At 38.3% G+C, this 18,048-nt stretch carries 11 protein-coding genes; 6 read left to right on the top strand and 5 right to left on the bottom strand.

Annotated elements, in window-relative coordinates; translation table 11 throughout:
• Nucleotides 1-10: 10 nt before the first annotated feature.
• Nucleotides 11-580 carry a Crp/Fnr family transcriptional regulator gene (locus HCX49_RS09505; protein ID WP_168126894.1) on the bottom strand — a complete coding sequence of 190 codons (570 nt, stop codon included), beginning with the start codon at nt 578-580 and terminating at the stop codon, nt 11-13.
• A 309-nt stretch (nt 581-889) separates the two neighbouring features.
• On the opposite strand from HCX49_RS09505, the gene HCX49_RS09500 reads away from it, so the two are divergent.
• The 4 genes from HCX49_RS09500 to HCX49_RS09485 are packed head-to-tail and all read left to right on the top strand — an operon-like array spanning nt 890 to nt 9,651.
• Entirely contained in the window at nt 890-4,801 is a 3,912-nt protein-coding gene (locus tag HCX49_RS09500) for a response regulator (RefSeq protein WP_168126893.1), read from the top strand.
• 1 nt (nt 4,802) lies between these two features.
• Nucleotides 4,803-5,159, top strand: a complete 357-nt coding sequence (locus tag HCX49_RS09495) for a response regulator transcription factor (protein ID WP_168126892.1) — start codon at nt 4,803-4,805, stop codon at nt 5,157-5,159.
• 8 nt (nt 5,160-5,167) lie between these two features.
• On the top strand, nt 5,168-6,235 hold the full coding sequence (locus HCX49_RS09490; protein WP_168126891.1) for a hypothetical protein: 1,068 nt from the start codon (nt 5,168-5,170) through the stop codon (nt 6,233-6,235).
• Entirely contained in the window at nt 6,229-9,651 is a 3,423-nt protein-coding gene (locus tag HCX49_RS09485; RefSeq protein ID WP_168126890.1) for a sulfatase-like hydrolase/transferase, read from the top strand. Before HCX49_RS09490 ends, HCX49_RS09485 begins: the two co-directional genes overlap by 7 nt.
• Here HCX49_RS09485 and HCX49_RS09480 read toward each other — a convergent pair.
• Nucleotides 9,648-10,889: a YaiO family outer membrane beta-barrel protein gene (locus HCX49_RS09480; protein WP_168126889.1), complete on the bottom strand. Its 1,242-nt coding sequence runs from the start codon at nt 10,887-10,889 to the stop codon at nt 9,648-9,650. The genes HCX49_RS09485 and HCX49_RS09480 overlap by 4 nt on opposite strands.
• 245 nt (nt 10,890-11,134) lie before the next feature.
• Entirely contained in the window at nt 11,135-12,031 is an 897-nt protein-coding gene (locus tag HCX49_RS09475; protein ID WP_021188850.1) for a helix-turn-helix domain-containing protein, read from the bottom strand.
• Nucleotides 12,032-12,225: 194 nt separating this feature from the next.
• Between HCX49_RS09475 and HCX49_RS09470 the strand changes: the two genes are divergently transcribed.
• Complete coding sequence (locus HCX49_RS09470; RefSeq protein ID WP_168126888.1) at nt 12,226-13,206, top strand: aldo/keto reductase; 981 nt, start codon at nt 12,226-12,228, stop codon at nt 13,204-13,206.
• 211 nt (nt 13,207-13,417) lie between these two features.
• Entirely contained in the window at nt 13,418-14,557 is a 1,140-nt protein-coding gene (locus tag HCX49_RS09465; protein WP_132773891.1) for an aldo/keto reductase, read from the top strand.
• A gap of 250 nt (nt 14,558-14,807) precedes the next feature.
• Here HCX49_RS09465 and HCX49_RS09460 read toward each other — a convergent pair whose 3' ends face one another.
• Complete coding sequence (locus HCX49_RS09460; RefSeq protein ID WP_132773889.1) at nt 14,808-17,174, bottom strand: glycoside hydrolase family 127 protein; 2,367 nt, start codon at nt 17,172-17,174, stop codon at nt 14,808-14,810.
• 111 nt (nt 17,175-17,285) lie between these two features.
• On the bottom strand, nt 17,286-17,990 hold the full coding sequence (locus HCX49_RS09455; RefSeq protein WP_021188845.1) for an NUDIX hydrolase: 705 nt from the start codon (nt 17,988-17,990) through the stop codon (nt 17,286-17,288).
• Between the last annotated feature and the right edge of the window lie 58 nt (nt 17,991-18,048).

The following is an 18,048-nucleotide window of genomic DNA, read 5'->3' as shown; positions in this document are numbered from 1 at the left end:
AATAAAACCTTTAGCTAATGGTTTTTCGGATGCGGCTAAGCGATGTTGCTGTAATGCCTAAATAGGAAGCGAGCATCAGTTGTGGAATCCGGTTGGCTAATCCAGGATAATGCGCTAAGAAATGTAAATAGCGTGTTTGTGCATTCTGCACCAACATATTGCTGCTTGCCCTCATTTTATTTTCGAGGACATAAGAGGTGATTTTGGAAAAGATGTCTGACCAGCCGGGAATGGTGGCGGCTAGCTCCATAAAATCTTTTTTAGAGAAAACGAGCAGTTTACAGTCGGTTACGGCTTCGATATATTCTGCTGAAGGTAACTCATCAATGAAACTGATTGTATCGGCAACGAAGCGATTTTCGTAAACGAAATAACGAGTGAAGCTATCGCCTGCTTTATTGTAATAACAGATTCTGAAAACTCCTTGGGTGACGTAGCCTATATCTCTTGCCACTTTACCCGCTTCAGAAAAAAAATCTCCTTTATTGACCTGTCTATGCTGTGCTTTAGCTGATATTAAAGCACATTGATTCTTGTTGAGTTGTCCAAATTTGAGCAGATAATTGATCAAGTCTTCCATTTTTCAAAAATAAGATTATGCAATTGATTTTAAGTTGTCAATTGGCAAGATTTTACCTGAAATTTTAATTCTACAATCTTTCATGAATAATGCAATTTACACAGCTTTAAAGGTGTAATTGTACCTTATAACTTTGCTATCTAAGAGTTCTGCAAAGCATAAAATCTGAAAATTTAGGGAATAAATGCTTATGATATTGTAATTTAAGATTATTGCCGATTTTCGTTTGTTATTTATTTAAAAGGAGAACTATTTTTGTTATTTTCACAATCTCAATGAACACATCTATTTACTATATAATTTAAAGGCATGGAGCAATACCCGGTCCCGGAAAATGAATTGGAGCGTATCCGCCAATTAAAATCTTATGAGCTATTGGGATTGGGGAAAGACCCTGATCTTGATGTGTTTGCGCAGGCAGCCTGTCTCATAACAGATTGTCCAGCGGCACTTATTGCCATGATGGAGGAAGATACGCAGAGGATCCAGAGCTGTGTTGGTATGGAGTTGGATACTGTTGAAAGACGTAATACGGTATGTCAGTACACGATTATGAGTAAAGATGTACTTGTCATCGAAGATACTTTTGAGGATCCAAGATCGGCCACCAATCCTTTGATCAGAGAGGGAAATATTCGTTTTTATGCGGGAGTACCTTTATTGGATGACGAAGGGCATGCACTTGGTACGATCTGTGTCATCGGCTTCGAGCCTAAGTCGTTATCTGTTAAGCAGGTAGATTCTTTAGGACAGCTTGGAAAAGCTGTAACCAAAATTCTTTTAGGGAAAAAGAGAAAGGTCCAGGCAGGATATTTTGAGGAAGTATTTCATATTACCAATAATATGATCTGCGTATTGGACGACCAATATCGGATAAAAGAACTGAATCCTGCTTTTTCTGAGGCGCTTAAAATTGAAAAGTCTAAGGTGTTAGGAGCCTCTTTTTTTACATTATTGGATAATCATGATGAAGGTTTTCAGCAGCGTCTGAAAAATCTGGCAAATATTACCGAAGGTATACAATATACAACAGTAACATCGCAGGATGAAGGTAGTGATGTTGTGATTGAATGGTATTTCAAGTATGATGCAGCAACGTTAGAAATTTTCGGATTTGGGAGGAATGTTACTAGTGAACGGGAGGAACAATTAAAGTTAGCTGTTTCTGAACGGAAGTTTCGCAATTTTTTCGAGAATGCCATCGGTTTAATGAGTATGCACGACATGGAAGGTAATATTCTTGCTGTAAATGAGAAAGGCCGTAATCTTTTGAAGTATTCTGAGGAGGAAGCGAAGCATCTCAATCTGAAGCAACTTGTACCTACACATCACATGCAGGCTTTCGATGATTATCTCAAACGTATTCTTCAAAATGGGGAGGATTCAGGTATGATGATTCTAAAATCGAAGGATGGCGAAAAGATCTATTGGCTTTATCATAACATGCTCGAGCTGGATACAGAAGGGAAACCTTATGTGGTTAGTACTGCACTCAATATGACGGAACGGATACAGCTTGAAAATGACCTCCTGCATACGAAGCAGATTTTGGAGCAGACGAATACTGTTGCACAAGTCGGTGGATGGGAGGTTAATCTGGATCTGCATCAGGTTTTTTGGTCCGATTCAACAAAATTGATTCATGGAGTAGGTAAAGATTTTGTTCCAAACTTTGATCATGCCGTCGGATTTTTTGATGAAGACAGTCAGGTTAAGCTAACGGGTATTTTTGAGGAAGCAACGCAGCATGGCTGTTCATTTGATGTTGAATTGCGATTGAGACAGCAAGAAGGTGAAATCATTTGGGTACGTGTTAAAGGAATTCCCGAGTTCGATAACGGAACCTGTAAGCGTGTTTTCGGTATTATACAAAATATTGATACGAGTAAAAACCTTTACCTAGAATTGGAACGTAAGGAAGCGATGCTCAGAGCATTTGTGGATTATGTTCCGGCTTCTGTAGCGATGTTTGATCGGGATTTTCGTTATGTATCCGTCAGCCATCAATGGATGGAAGACTTCCATAAAGATAGGGATAATATCCTAGACCAGAATCTGTTTGATGTCTTTCCTAATATACCGGAAAATAGAAAAAATATTTACTATGATGCTCTTGAGGGTAAATCTTATAAAAATGTCGATGAATTGATTGATGTTGATGACTATGTGGAACCGCAGCACTTTAATTGGGAAGTAAGACCTTGGAATTTGTCTGATGGTAGTGTTGGCGGTATTATTATTTTTACTCAAAATATCACCGAATCTGTTGCTGTAAATTTAGAATTGAAGAAAGCAAAAGAACTTGCGGACTTAGCGAGTAAAGCAAAATCTGAATTTTTAGCTAATATGAGCCATGAGATCCGAACCCCTTTGAACGGTGTGATCGGATTTTCGGATCTGCTGCTCAAAACACCGTTGAACGATGTACAGAAACAATACCTCAATTATATTAACGAGTCGGGAAGCAGTTTATTGAATATTATCAATGACATCCTTGATTTTTCAAAAATTGAATCTGGAAAATTGGAACTGTATATCGATAAATTCAATGTATATGATTTGGCACATCAGGTAATCAATGTTGTACTTTACCAAGCACAGCGCAAAGATGTCGAACTCTTATTAAATATTGAACAGGGATTACCTGCTTCTATCTGGGTAGATGAGGCACGCATCAAGCAAATCTTGATCAATCTATTGGGAAATGCCGTTAAATTTACGGAAAAGGGAGAGATCGAACTTAAGATCGAAAAGCGCAGCAGTGACGAAAGCAAAATTAAATTACGTTTTTCTGTTCGTGATACTGGTATCGGTATTCCGGTAGAAAAACAGCAACGTATTTTTGATGCCTTTACCCAGGAAGACAGCTCTGTGAGCAAACGTTATGGTGGCACCGGTTTAGGACTCACCATTTCCAATAATTTATTGAAATACATGGGAAGTAAACTTTGTCTGGAGAGTGAACTGAATAAAGGATCTGATTTTTACTTTGATCTGGAAATCGCTTATGAAGAAGGTGGCATTGAAGAGGATGAGGAACTGCCTTTAAAACGCGTTCTTATTGTAGATGACAATGCCAATAACCGCACGATTATACAGCATATGCTGACTTATAGAGGGGTTGATTCAGTACTTGCAGAGAATGGTCTGGCGGCTTTACAATTACTGATGAGCGGTGAAAGGTTTGATGTTATTTTAATGGATTATCACATGCCTATTCTCTCCGGATTGGAGACGATCGAAAAAATAAAGGAATTGTTTTATAAACAGGAGGAAAGTATTCCACTCATTGTATTGCACACTTCTTCGGAGGAGCATGAGGTCATTTCTGCTTTCAGGCAACAGGAACGCTCATATTGTTTGCTTAAGCCTATTCGATCCGACGAACTTTATATTACTTTACGTAAAGCTATACAGCAAAGTAAAGCTGATGTTAATCATTTGGGACAGGATAGTGATAGTGGAACAACGGTTTACCAACAACAGGCTAGGGTTCTTTTAGCCGATGACAATTCTGTAAATATGGCGCTCAATCTGCGTATGATGGCCACTATTATGCCTAATGCTGAACTGATAGAGGTTACTAATGGAGGGGATGCAATCGAAAAATGCCTGCAGTCAAAGTTTGACCTTATCTTAATGGATGTGCAGATGCCTGGTGTAGATGGTATCGAAGCGACCAAACAAATAAGGCTATTAACAGGTTATGCTGCTATACCTATTATTGGTATTACTGCTGGAAATGTCCGTGGAGAAAGAGAAAAATGTTTAAAGGCCGGTATGTCTGAGTTTCTTCCTAAGCCGATAAGGCAACATGATCTGTACACGGTATTGCAGCAATTTATTCAGAAACAGGTGCTTGAACAAAAAGAAGAGGCTGTGATTGATGATCATCTAGATATGGATGCACTTCAGGAACAGATTGGAGATGACGTTAGTTTTAAATCTTTTTTCTTAGATCTTGTGATCAAAGAGATTAAGCAAGCATGGTTTCAATTGGAAAATGTCAGGGAATCGGAAGATATTGAACGAATGAAAGTGATCCTCCATAAATTGCGGGGAACAGCATCTACTGCGGGGCTTAAGAAACTGAGCATGCTGACATCTAATCTGGAAAAAGAACTATCGTCCAGTAACCCCGGATTGGATTTGCTGGATGATATAAAGCAAGAAATTGAAATAGGATTACAGTTAATCACGAATCTTTTAAACGAAAAGTAACATGTTGATTTTAATAGCGGAAGATGACGAATTGATTTTACGAACAATAGAACATAAATTAATTAAAGAGGGGCATACTGTCATTTTAACACGCAATGGAAAGGAAGCTATTGAAAAGATCAGTGAATTGGATCTTGATCTGGTTGTGACCGATATCATGATGCCGTTTGCATCGGGAATTGAGATTTTGTCGGCCATGCACACAATAGGAAAAAAAATACCGGTCATTGTGCTCTCTAGCATGGGACAGGAGGAAGTTGTGACAGATGCATTTGATTTAGGGGCATCAGATTTTATGGTCAAACCTTTTAGTCCAAATGAACTGCTGTTGCGGATCAAACGTCTGACAGCTAAATAAAGATTACTATGTTTCAAAAAATAACACTTCACGAACTGGTATTGGCCATAATCATTGTATTTGTGCTGGTATTGCTATTGATTATTGCGGTATTGTTTTATAGTTTTTATAAATACCGTGTTTTATCTAATAGACAAGTCTGGACACAGATCATTGAAAATAAGATTACTGAATCTATAGTGTTGGGACAGAATTTTGTTGAAAACGATGAATCCTTTGATATGCATCTGCGGGAACCAGCGTTCAGAAGTGTTTTTTTAGATCTTTTAGTGGCTTCAGAACGCAAATTTTCTGGTGTTGCCCGAGAAGAGATTACACATTTATTTTATAAGTTTAGTCTTGAGGATGAGGCCTGGCGTAATCTGATTAAAAAGAAAGCATATCACATAGCAGGAGGGATTCAGGAGCTGACCGCAATGCGTGTTTTACGTGCATTACCTAAATTTACATCCTTGCTGGAGCACCGGGAGAAACAGGTATATTTAGAAGCACAGTATGGAATAGTCAGTTTTAAAGGAGCTGAAGGTTTAAGTTTTTTAGACAACCTGAAGCATCCTCTTTCTGAGTGGCAACAGCTTCGTTTACTGAATTCTATTATTGATATTCCCGATCCGCAAATTGTCAATATTACTTTATGGTTGCGAAGTGAAAATACATCTGTGGTTATTTTTACGCTGCGTTTAATGCGGAAATTCCAGATGTTGTCTTATTATAGTGAAGTGCTAGAATTACTAGCGCATAATGATACTGCTGTAAAGCTACAGGTAGTGCGTACACTGGAGGCTTTTGAAAATAATAATACGATGGAGCAATTGGTGAGCGCTTTTCCAGAAGAAACATTAGCCGTTCAGATTGAGATCCTAAAAGCAATGAAGGTGTCCAAGAGTCTGGAATGTGATGCGTTTTTGAAAAAACAGTTGTGGGAGCATCCAGCAGTTGCGATCAAAATCTGGTCCGCCGAAGTGTTGGTTAGTTTAGGGGAGCGTCAGTATTTACGGGATATGGCTTTGGATGAGAACACGCCGGATGAGTTTAAACATATTATTAACCACGCATTGCAGGAAAAAGTATGCTAGAATTTTCACATATTGTTTACGAAGTAGTGATCTGGATATTTCTTGTATATTCGGCCGCTATATTTTTGATCTCTGCGTGGGTGGGTATCTATGCCTATGGTGCAGTAATACGTTATAAGCATGATAATTCCTATACCGATTATAATCTCATTGCAACCAATGTCAATGCACCTCGTTTTAGCTTAATCGCCCCGGCCTATAATGAAGGTATGACCGTCGTTGAAAATGTACGATCGTTATTATCTCTCTACTACCATAACCTAGAAATTATTATTGTTAATGATGGAAGTCGTGATGATTCTATGGAAAAGCTTATTGAAGCTTATGCATTAGAATCTGTTCCGTTTTTTATACAAGGTGATCTAGAAACCAAAGAGATCCGCGGTATTTATAAAAGTAAAAATGCCGCTTTCAAAAAGCTGATTGTCGTTGATAAAGAGAATGGCGGGAAGGCAGATGCGCTCAATGTGGGGGTAAATATATCTTCTGGCGATTATATCGTCTGCATCGATGTGGACTGTATACTAGAGCAGGATGCACTTTTAAAACTTGCAAAACCTTTCCTAGAGCAGACTGATAAAAGGGTCATTGCTTGTGGTGGCGTCATCCGTTTAGCTAATAACTGCCGTATAGAAAATGGTAAAGTAGTTGACGTTAACCTTCCTAAATCTTGGCTTGGACGTACACAGGCTTTGGAATATATTCGTGCTTTTGTATTGGGAAGAATGGCTTGGTCCCGAGCTTCTGGTCTTATCTTGATTTCAGGGGCTTTTGGGGCTTTTGATAAGCAGATTGTACTAGCCTGTGGTGGATATGACAGTAAAACTGTAGGTGAAGATATGGAACTGGTGGTACGCATGCGCCGTTATATGGAAGAACAGAAACTTCCTTATGAAGTGGTCAACATACCGGATCCATTATGTTGGACTGAGGTGCCTGAGTCTAAGGAGATTTTGAAAAAGCAGCGGAATCGCTGGATGAGAGGTACCATGGAAACACTTTGGAAGCACCGTAAGCTTATGTTCAACCCGAAGTACGGACGGTTAGGAATGGTCAGTATGCCCTATTGGTTTTTCTTTGAATTCCTTGGTCCTGTAATTGAATTTTCAGGATATATTATTTTTCTGATTTTTCTTTTTCTCGGTATTATAAACTGGCCATTTTTCTTTGCACTCTTTGCGCTGGTTATTTCATCGGGGATCTTATATTCTATTTACGCTATTTTGGTCGACTTGGTGAGTCACCAGGTGTATACCAAGAAACAAGATCTTTCCAAATTGATAGTTACAGCTATTTTGGAACCTTTTTATTTCCATCCAATTGTAGTCGGTGCAGGTGTACGCGGTGTGGTGGATTATTTTCGTAAACAGCATAGCTGGGGCGATATGAAACGTCAGGGTTTTCAGCAAGGGGCTGAAGATATTCCATTTTTTAAACGGATTGGTTTACAGTTGCGTATTGGATTGAAAAATTATGGTGCTGTAAGCCTTGTGTTTTTAGTGTTGTATATGCTTTCTGTCGCTGTAGAATGGTGGTGGTATAACGGGCAATTTCCACAATTAGGTCAATCAAATGGTTTAATACCACTTCTTTTGAATAATCTCGTTTTCGCTTTTCAGATACTAAGTGGTTGCGGTCTTGTGTATCTGATAGTACAACTTGTTCATCTTTCAGTAGCCAGGATATTATCCATCGTGTTATTATCTTTTGTCGTGGTAATGCAATATATTTTATTTTTATATTTTGCAGAATCACGCAATTTGTTGGGAGCGGATATGTTTTATTATAATACTGCCGAGATGATGCAAATTTTGGAAGCGAGTGGTATGCTGAGTTTTACCAATATCGCTTTATTAATCTTGCTCGTCGCATGTGCCTATATTCCTTTTTGGATAGCGTCGAAAAAAACGATTAAGAGCACCTATGTAGGCCTAAGTATGCTATTTTTAGGAGTTATTGTAAGTTTTATTCCTGTAGACCGCTTTAAGGTTTTTAAGATATCTGGTGATGAGTTTGCTCAAAATGCTGCTCGTAGTAAATGGCGTTATTTTCTAAATTCTAATGTCACCAATTATATCGAAGAACATCCGGGAATGTTGGTATTTGGAGCAGAAAAAGAGACGTCAGGGGAAAACCAAAGCTATCCTTTTCTTCGAAATGAAGATACAAAGGACATATTAGGGACCTACTTTCAAAAAAGTTCATCTGTCCCAAATTTGGTCATTATTGTGGTCGAAGGATTAGGGCATGCCTATAGTTCTCCTTCAGGGTATATCGGAAATTTTACACCTTTTATAGATTCTTTATCGAAGAAGTCCTTGTATTGGGAGAATAATTTAAGTTCTTCAGGCAGAACTTTTTCTGTTTTGCCGACATTGACAGGATCGTTGCCCTTTGCTTCGCATGGCTTCTTAGAACAGGATACTCTACCGGCACATTTTAACCTGTTCAATATCTTAAAAGCAAATGGATTCAATACAGGTTTTTTCTATGGCGGTAATTCAAAGTTTGATTTCATGGAAAAATTCATGACTTACAGTAAAGTGGATACTTTGGTCGATCAGTGGTCTTATGCCGAACCATATAAAAAGCTTCCCGAAAAAGGGGGAGAAAGTTGGGGGTATGAGGATCAAGCGGTATTCGCAAAAATGTTGGAGGTACAGAAAGTGCAGCAGACACCTTACTTTCATCTTTTGTTAACGCTCTCTACCCACAATCCTTTTCTAATCAATAATGCTGCTTTTTATGAAAAACTTTTTGATAAGCGGTTAGCTCTGGGCGATCTGACGCCTGATCGCAAAAAATGGGCTTTGCAAAACCGGAAGCAACTGGTGTCTGTATTGAACTTGGACGATGCATTGCAACAGTTTTTCAGGGATTATCAAAAGCGGGCAGATTTCGCTAATACGATCTTTATTATAACCGGTGATCACGCTATGCCTGAGATTCCTTTAGAAAGTAAAATTGATCGCTATCATGTTCCATTAATGATTTATTCACCATTACTAAAGGCGGCACATACTTTCCGTCATAAGGTAAGTCACTTTGATGTGACACCTTCTCTGCTTGCTTTTTATCGTAATAATTATCAGGTGAATACCCCAGGACAGGTAACCTGGATAGGCCGTGGTATGGAGATCGGAGCTTCTGCTAAAGGAAATGGAGCGGCGATGATGCAAAGTAAGAATCAGTTGATTGACTTTGTCTATGGTGACTACCATATTTCGGATGGCCAGTTGTATAAATTAGATGCAACACTTAATGAGGAACCTCTTTCTGAGGGTTCGGAGCGTGATCTGCTCATCAAGCGTTTCGAACTGTTTAAGCGTCAGAATAAGCAATTCTATACTAAGAAACAGCTACTGCCTGACAGTATTTTTAAGAATTATTTTAAGCAAACGATATCAAAACCCTAAAAGGTTTTGATATAGCCCACTGTGATATCGATCTGATTACCCTTCTCATTAGGTCTAAACTCTTGATTGAAGTATGTAGAAGAAATGGAAAACAGATTTGTACGGTTGACCGAAAAGTTATATTCTGCTCCGATCTTGAATGTTTTAAGCTTATAAATGGACTGGTCTAGGAGATTATTCCGGTTTTCTTCAGGACTAATTCCTGTTCCGATTAGAAATCCTAAATAGTCATTTGCTCCTTTGGTATAGTATCGAACTGTACCAGCGTATGAATGTGATATATTTTCATTGCTTGGGGTTAGATACGTTTTTAGGTTGAACCAGAAATTCTGATAATATTTGCCTATTGATGCTGTATACATCCAGATGTTATCACTGAAATATAGCTGTCTGTATCCGACTTCACCCTCAAAGCTGTGCGGTAAATTTGCATATAAAGAAACACCAGTTCTGTATTTAGGAAATATACCTACATTATTGGAATAGCCCCCAGCCACATAGAGATAAAACATTTTAGATAATCTTGGATAAGCCTCTACTTCAAATTGTAGTCCATTGTCAGCAAATTTATTCGCATAGTTTGTTCTGAAGATTACTGATCCTAGTGGTGTTGCTCTTTTATAACTAAGTGCTACAATATGCCAGTTATCGTCAAATTGTTTGTCAAAGTGAACAAAGTTATAATTAAGCCCGATAGCATTTTTAGCTGTATACTCCTGGATACTTTTTGCTAAAGCTCTTGCTTCAGCATTTTTAGGATTTAATTTTAGTAGATTATTTACTGATTTTTCAGCACTTTCATACGCATTATTACTGTATTCTATTTTTGTCCTTAAAAGGAGAAGATCTTCTGACGTCGGGTGAAAAGAAAGACCTTTATCCACCAAGTTTATTGCTTTGGCCGCTTGATCGTTCCAATACTCTAAAGAAGCATAGGCTATGTACAAATCTTCATCTTGCACATTTTGACTTTCCAATTTGGAAAATATGGTACGGGCACTATCTATTTTATCAGACCAAGTGTATAGACGTCCTAAAAAGATACTGATATCCGTATATTCGGGAGCCTGTTTCAAAGCCTGTTTACTGATTTTTATCGCTTCCGCATAATTTTTTTGATCAAAAGCCTCTGTTCGTGCTTTAACAAAAAGTTCATCGGCAGTCAACGTTGTTTCCTGGCCAAAGGAAGCAAACGGAAATCCAAATAAGTAAAGCGATAAATAAACAAATTTATTCATTTCCAATAGATTGTTTTATGTAATATGGTCGATCTTAATAAGCTATAAAGTTAATGAAATTTGTTTGAGATTGAACTGACTAAATGACTTTATCATCATGCATATAAATCGTTGGCGGTCTTCTTTAAAACGAATTGACGAAGTTGATCAAGAATTTGATAGACTTCCTTTTGTATTTCTTCTTATTTAGCATCATTTTAAGACAGTCCTGAGGAGAAACTTGTGGATTAAAACTATTTATCAAATTAGTTTAATGATCGGTATTCGGAGGGGGACATGCCTACTTTTTGCTTGAACAAACGAGTGAAATGCTGGGGATAATTGAAACCTAATTCATAGGCAATTTCACTGATTGATTTTTCGTGATCAAAAATTCTTTCTTTGGCGAAATCTATAACCTTAGTTTGGATATATTCCTGCGCAGTAATACCAGTTTCGCTCTTGATGATATCGCCGAAGTAATTTGGAGATAGGTTCAATTCTGAAGCACAGTAAGCTACCGTCGGTAGTCCGATCTTTTGAGATTTATCTTCGGTAAAATAAGCGTTTAATATATCTTCGAATTTTTCCAGTATACCCTTGTTGGAATGGTCCCTGGTTACAAACTGTCTGTCATAGAATCGGGTACAGTAGTTTAAAAATAATTCAATATTGGATGTAATCAATGTTCTGCTGTGCTTGTCAATGCTTTGTTCCATTTCATATTGGATTTTGGTAAAGCAATCTAAAACAATATGCCGCTCTTTTTCGGAAAGATGTAAAGCCTCGTTTACATCATATGAGAAGAAGTTATATTCATGGATTTTCTTTCCCAATGAAGTTCCTTTGATCAGGTCAGGATGAAACAAGAGTGCCCACCCTGAGGGTTGAAAGGTTGTGATATTAGGCTGTACGCCCAATACTTGTCCCTGAGCAATGAAAACCAATGTTCCTTCCTGAAAATCATAATTGTTGCGACCGTATTTCAATTCGCCACATTTTAATTCTTTCAGAAAGATGGCATAAAGACCAAAGTTAAAAGTCTGTGCAGGCATCGGTTTTGTTTTCGATAAGTCGATTACTGTAATTAAGGGATGCAAGGTTTCTATGCCACGCATTTTATTGTAGGCATCAATACTGTCTATTTTGATGATTTCTTCCATAACTCTTTTTTTATAATTCAATATTAATCAATTATAGCATAGGTCGGGATAGGCTAAGGCTGTTAACAGTAATAATGGTAAGAATTGCCGTAATCTGTATAAGCAAGAATCAACTGAACCTAGCGAATTTTGTCCTGTCATTTAACAAATGATGATTGGCTAATGAATTTAAACAAATTAAATGGGTAAAGAAAATGAAAAAGCGAGTTTTAGGAAATAGCGGACTTGAAGTGTCAGCAATAGGGATGGGCTGTATGAATCTGAGTTTTGGTACTGGAAAGGCAGTTAGCACACGGGAAGGTGTTCGTGTGATACGTGGAGCTTTTGAGAAAGGAATCACATTTTTTGATACAGCGGAGGCTTACGGACCTTTTACAAATGAAGAATTGGTGGGTGAGGCGTTGATCCCTATTCGCAAGGAGGTCGTTATCGCAACCAAGTTTGGTATGATCTCGGAAGAAGGTGGCTTGAACAGTCGACCTGAACATATACGTAAGGTTGCGGAGGCTTCACTTAAGCGATTAAGGACAGATTATATTGATTTATTTTATCAACATCGGGTTGATCCGAATGTTCCGATTGAAGATGTCGCCGGTACGGTGGGAGATTTAATTGCGGAGGGGAAGGTAAAGCATTTTGGACTTTCTGAGGTGGGTGCATCTACTATCAGAAAGGCGCACGCTGTTCAACCGGTTACTGCTGTTCAAAACCAGTATTCGATTTGGACACGTGAGCCGGAACAATATGTGCTACCGCTTTGTGAGGAACTGGGAATTGGTTTTGTACCGTGGGGCCCTTTGGGTACTGGTTTTTTGACCGGTACGATAACAGCAGAAACTACCTTTGATCCTGAAACTGATCTGCGCGCGAGCTTTCCCAGATTTACTAAAGTAGCGATGCAGGCGAATATGCCTTTAATCAAAATGTTAAATGCATTGGCACTAAAAAAAGGAATATCAACGGTGCAGCTCGCATTAGCTTGGTTGCTTAGTAAAAACCGTCTTATTGTTCCTATCCCGGGAATGGATAAGCTCGACTACATTGATGATAATATTCAGGCGCCCAACGTCATGATGACTGCCGAGGATCTGATCGAAATCGAGGTTGCTCTGACAAAGATCTCCATTCAAGGTGAGCGCCTATCTGCTGAATTGCTCGCGATCTCGGAAGAATAGGATGATAATTCATGCAATCGTAGAACATGTTGTGTGTCTGATGGGAGTCTTAAAGCATGTAATCTGTAATAATGGTAAGTTAAACAGTAATTTGTATCCTATAACGCTACATATTTGTGTCGATTTTTGAAGAAGTGCAAGAACGTGGATTCTTTAGAGCTTGAATCGACTTTTGGGATTTTTTTAATAGTAAAGAATAAACTTAAATGATATGGAACAGAATAATCGAAGAGACTTCTTAAAAAAGGGAGCGTTTATCGGAACGAGCTTATTGGCAACTTCTTCTTTAGGACTTGTAGGATGTAATCGTTCATCCGAAAAAGAAAACCATAGTGACAAAAGTAAAATGAACCTTTCATCAGAAAAAAGGACTTTGGGTAAAGGGAAGCAAAGTCTTGAAGTATCAGCTTTGGGATTAGGCTGCATGGGTATGAGTTATCATCGGAGTTTTATTCCCGATCGAAAGGAAATGATTGACCTATTGAGACGTTCTCCAGAATTGGGTTTGAATTTTTACGATACAGCAGAAGCTTATGGTCCCCTGTTTAATGAGGAACTGGTTGGGGAGGCATTGGCTCCGTTTCGTAAGGATATCATTATAGCCACTAAATTTGGTTTTAAAAATGGTAAACCGTCTGAAGGACTCGATAGTCATCCAGATCGTATTAAAGCAGTTGTCGAGCATTCGTTGAAAAGCTTAAAAACAGATTACATCGATTTATTGTACCAACATCGTGTTGATCCCAATATCCCTATTGAAGAAGTCGCTGGTGCAGTGAAAGATCTCATAGCAACAGGTAAGGTGAGGCATTTTGGAATGAGTGAGGCGAATGTGGACAATATAAGAAAAGCCCATGCTGTGCAACCGCTAACAGCTTTGCAGAGTGAATATTCTTTATTTACACGTGAACCGGAAAAGGATGTGATTCCGCTATGTGAAGAATTGGGGATTGGTTTTGTCCCGTATAGTCCGCTAAGTCGTGGGATGATTACGGGATACTTAAATGAGCGTTCAATATACGATCCTAATAATGATAACAGGCCTTCATTGCCACGGTATCAGCCTGAAAATGTAATTGCGAATTGGAAATTGATTGACACTCTTAAAGAATTTGGAGATCTCCGTGGATTAACCGTTGCACAGGTGGCACTATCATGGCTCTTAGCGCAAAAATCTTTTATCGTACCGATTCCAGGGACAACTAAATTAGCCCATTTGCAGGAGAATCTTTGGGCTGCTGTTTATGCATTTTCCGCTTCAGATTTGACTAGTTTGACTGCAAAGCTAAATGAGATTCCGATTGTCGGTGACCGCTTAACAGGTTTATCTGCTGAGCAAGTAAAGAAGTAAGATGATTATAATTGGTTGATTGGTAGGCTCCCAGAAGAAATTCTTGGAGCTTTTTTATTTTTAAAGGAGATATGGAATTTTAATCTAATTGCCATAGATTCCGTATTGAAATTGCTTACGGAAAAAATCATTGATTTGAAGGCGGATGAGGAGCAATAAAAATATGAACCCTGAGACTGGGTATTGAGTCTCAGGATATCATCATGCAAGGTAAAGTATTGCCAGTTATAGACATAATTATCTCAATTTTTTATTGATTTTTGAGGATACGAATTTCGAGAATTTTGTGGCTTCTATTCTGGTCTGCTCCTTTGATTTTTATGTTTAATTGTTTTTCTGCTTCTAGACCCTGTGTCAATGTGAAACGTGCTGTTTTGATATCAGATGTTGCTGTTGCTGGCACTAACTTTCCAACGATAACATCGTTTACCATGATTTCTGTCGTTCTTGGACCTTCTTCCGTTAGATATTTGATATAGATGTCTGCATTTTTGCCATCTTGCTTTTTTAAGATATAACTGAACCAGCCATCTGCTTCACGCCAACGGGTATCGTCAAATACACCTGCATGACTATTCAGCTGTTGAATAAAATGATCAGATTCCGGTTGTTGCTCCCCGCAGACAACTTTATCCACGGTTAGGGTGTTTAAACGGAGACTCTCTTGTTCATCGCGTTGCATTTTTTCCTGTGTACTAGCAAGCTCTTGTTCCGTCGCTTGCGGCCAATAGATGATGTATCGGCTGTCGTGAATCTTATAAAATGGTTCAAGTTCCATGTTAATATTTTCTTTTGCAAGACGAAGACCCGATAATGAAAAATGTAATGGCTTTGATGCAATAGGTTTTACTAGGTTTGGTATAGCAGAAGGTTCTGTCGTTAGAATTGGTAAGTCTCTCAATGGAATCTGGATTCCTTTTGCGACATGCCCCATCCGACTATCGTCGGATAACAAGTCGGGTAATGGTCCGGATGTGCGCGCTCCTAATACAATTGGACCATAGAGTAAACTATAGTATTTACTTTGATCTGGTAGCTGTTCTGTATGTATACCCATAGGAAGCTGAATAACGACTTGATCACCTTTTTTCCATTCACGATCAATGGTGAAGAAATCGCCCTCAATTCTATCAATTTTATAGATTTTACCATTTATGCGTATACTTGGTTTTTCGGACAACCATGCGGGTTTTCGCACATGTAGTGCAAATTTTTTGCCATTCTTTTTTGGGTGAATGTGTAGGGTTGTACTTGCTTGTTCTGGAAAATTGTTTTCTTGGACGATTTCGACTTCTTGGTCGCGCCAGTTGAGACGTGAAGGTATAAATAAATTAATATATAGATGATTACCTTGATACGCATAGATCATCTCGCCGTATTTCGAATGATTTTCCATTCCGGATCCAACACAGCACCACATACTTGTATGTGGTTGGGAGTATACTCGATAATGTCCAGGCCTAATTTGGGTAAAGTAAACGAATCCTCCGTTTTCCGGATGTTGGCTAGATAATATATGATTATATAAACTACGTTCATAATAGTCTAGATATTTGCCCTTTGGATCGGTTTGATGAAGCATCTTTGTCAAACGTAGCATATTATAAGTATTGCAAGTTTCGGGGCCTTCAATGCTATGGATCATTTTTGAGAAATCATTGGTCGGATTAAAATGCTCACTAACACTATTGCCTCCAAAGGAAATGGAGCGTTGTGTTACAACACTTTCCCAGAAATATCGGACAGCACTTTCCCAGGTTTCATCTTGAGCAATATCTGCGATTCTCTTAAAACCTAATACTTTTGGAATTTGTGTGTTAGCATGTTGTCCGGTAAGCTTATCTTGGTGTTTAATTAATGGATCTAGTACCTCATGATGGCTGAATTGACGGGCAAGTGCAAGATATGCTGGATCTTGTGTGATAGCTGCAACATCCGCAAATGTTTCGTTGAGTCCGCCATGTTCGCTACGTAACATTTCCTGAATTTGTTGTTCAGAAAGTTGTTGTACTAATATAATAGCCCAGTCGGTCATCTTTATCAGCATCTTTTTTGCTTCCTCATTTCCTGTAAGAAGGTAAGCATCACGTAGACCTGCGTAAGTCTTATGAATATTGTATAGCGGTACCCATTTACCATTTAAGCTAAATCCACTTGCTTGAATATTGCCTTGTGCGATTTCTTTCCAAATGGTTTTTCCACCTGGAACCCCACCAATATAGCCATTGCCATTAGCGTCTTGACAACTTTTTAAATTGGAAAGCATATAATCCAACCTTTTTTTTATTTGTAGGTCGTCAGTTGCCGCATACATATGTGCAAGGGCAGAAATATAATGACCACCGATGTGGCCATCTAAGCCTGTATTTTCCCAATTGGTATAAGATTCTTTCTTTTGAGGTAGCCCAGCTTCGCGTAGGAAAGGAGCTAATAAACGATCTGCATCGATCTCTAATAGATATTTTAAATCAAGATCTTGGGCATGCTTGAAAGGGCCTTGAAGCAAGCGGACATCGTTCAGATCGAAATAGTTCAGCTGAGGCTTAGTTTGTGCTGATAATTCGGATGAGCAGATGACCATACAAGTAAAGTATGTAATGATTCTTTTTAAAGTCATGGCATTTCTGGTTTAAGATTTATACTTAATCTTACTTTTATTATTTAAATGTTATTAATACATTTATTAATTTAAGCCAAAAAAAGGTATTCAACTGTTTAGAGCTGATCGTTAACTGTTTATTGACCAGCTTGGTAAGTAGCTTAGGAATGACATGATTTTTTCTTTGTAAATGTCCTTGTTTAATCGAAAGTAGAATGCTCCTTTCTTAGATTTTTCCTTATCTTTTTCTTTTAGTTTAATGATCAGTTCCGAAGAAAGCAGCTTACGGCTAAAATTGCGTGTATCCAATTCGGTATCGTAGACACTTTCGTAAAGTGATACAATTTGTGGAATCGTGAATTTTTCTGGTAATAGCTCAAATAGAATAGGGTAGAGTGCCGCTTTTGCTCGAAGCTCACGTTTCGCTTTCTCAATCATCTGATTGTGATCAAATATTAATTCTGGGTGATCTTTGAGCGGGAACCAACAAGCTTCAAATTCTTCACTGATGATGTGTTTATATTGATGTACATCAATTAATGCGAAATGTGCGATACTGACCACACGTCCATATTTTTCACGGTCAGGATCGCCAAAAATGCCACAGTCTTCCATATAGACTCCATCTAAACCTGTCAGTTTCTTCAGAATACGAGAAGATGCTTGTTGCGGATTTTCTTCTGGTTGAACAAATCCACCCATTAAGCTCCATTTATTGCGTTCGGGCTCAAATCCTCTTTTAATAAGTAAAATTTCTAATGATTCGCCATTAAATCCAAAAATAATACAATCCACAGCTAATAATAAGCTTGGCTCATTTTTGTAAAAATCCATAATTGAGTAATCTCGTTTATAATTAATTAAAGATACAAAATGTATCGTACCTGTTACA

Source organism: Sphingobacterium sp. B16(2022), from assembly GCF_012030425.1.
Taxonomy (GTDB): domain Bacteria; phylum Bacteroidota; class Bacteroidia; order Sphingobacteriales; family Sphingobacteriaceae; genus Sphingobacterium; species Sphingobacterium anhuiense.
The sequence above is the reverse complement of the archived record's forward strand: the minus strand, read 5'-3'. Positions and strand labels throughout refer to the sequence as shown.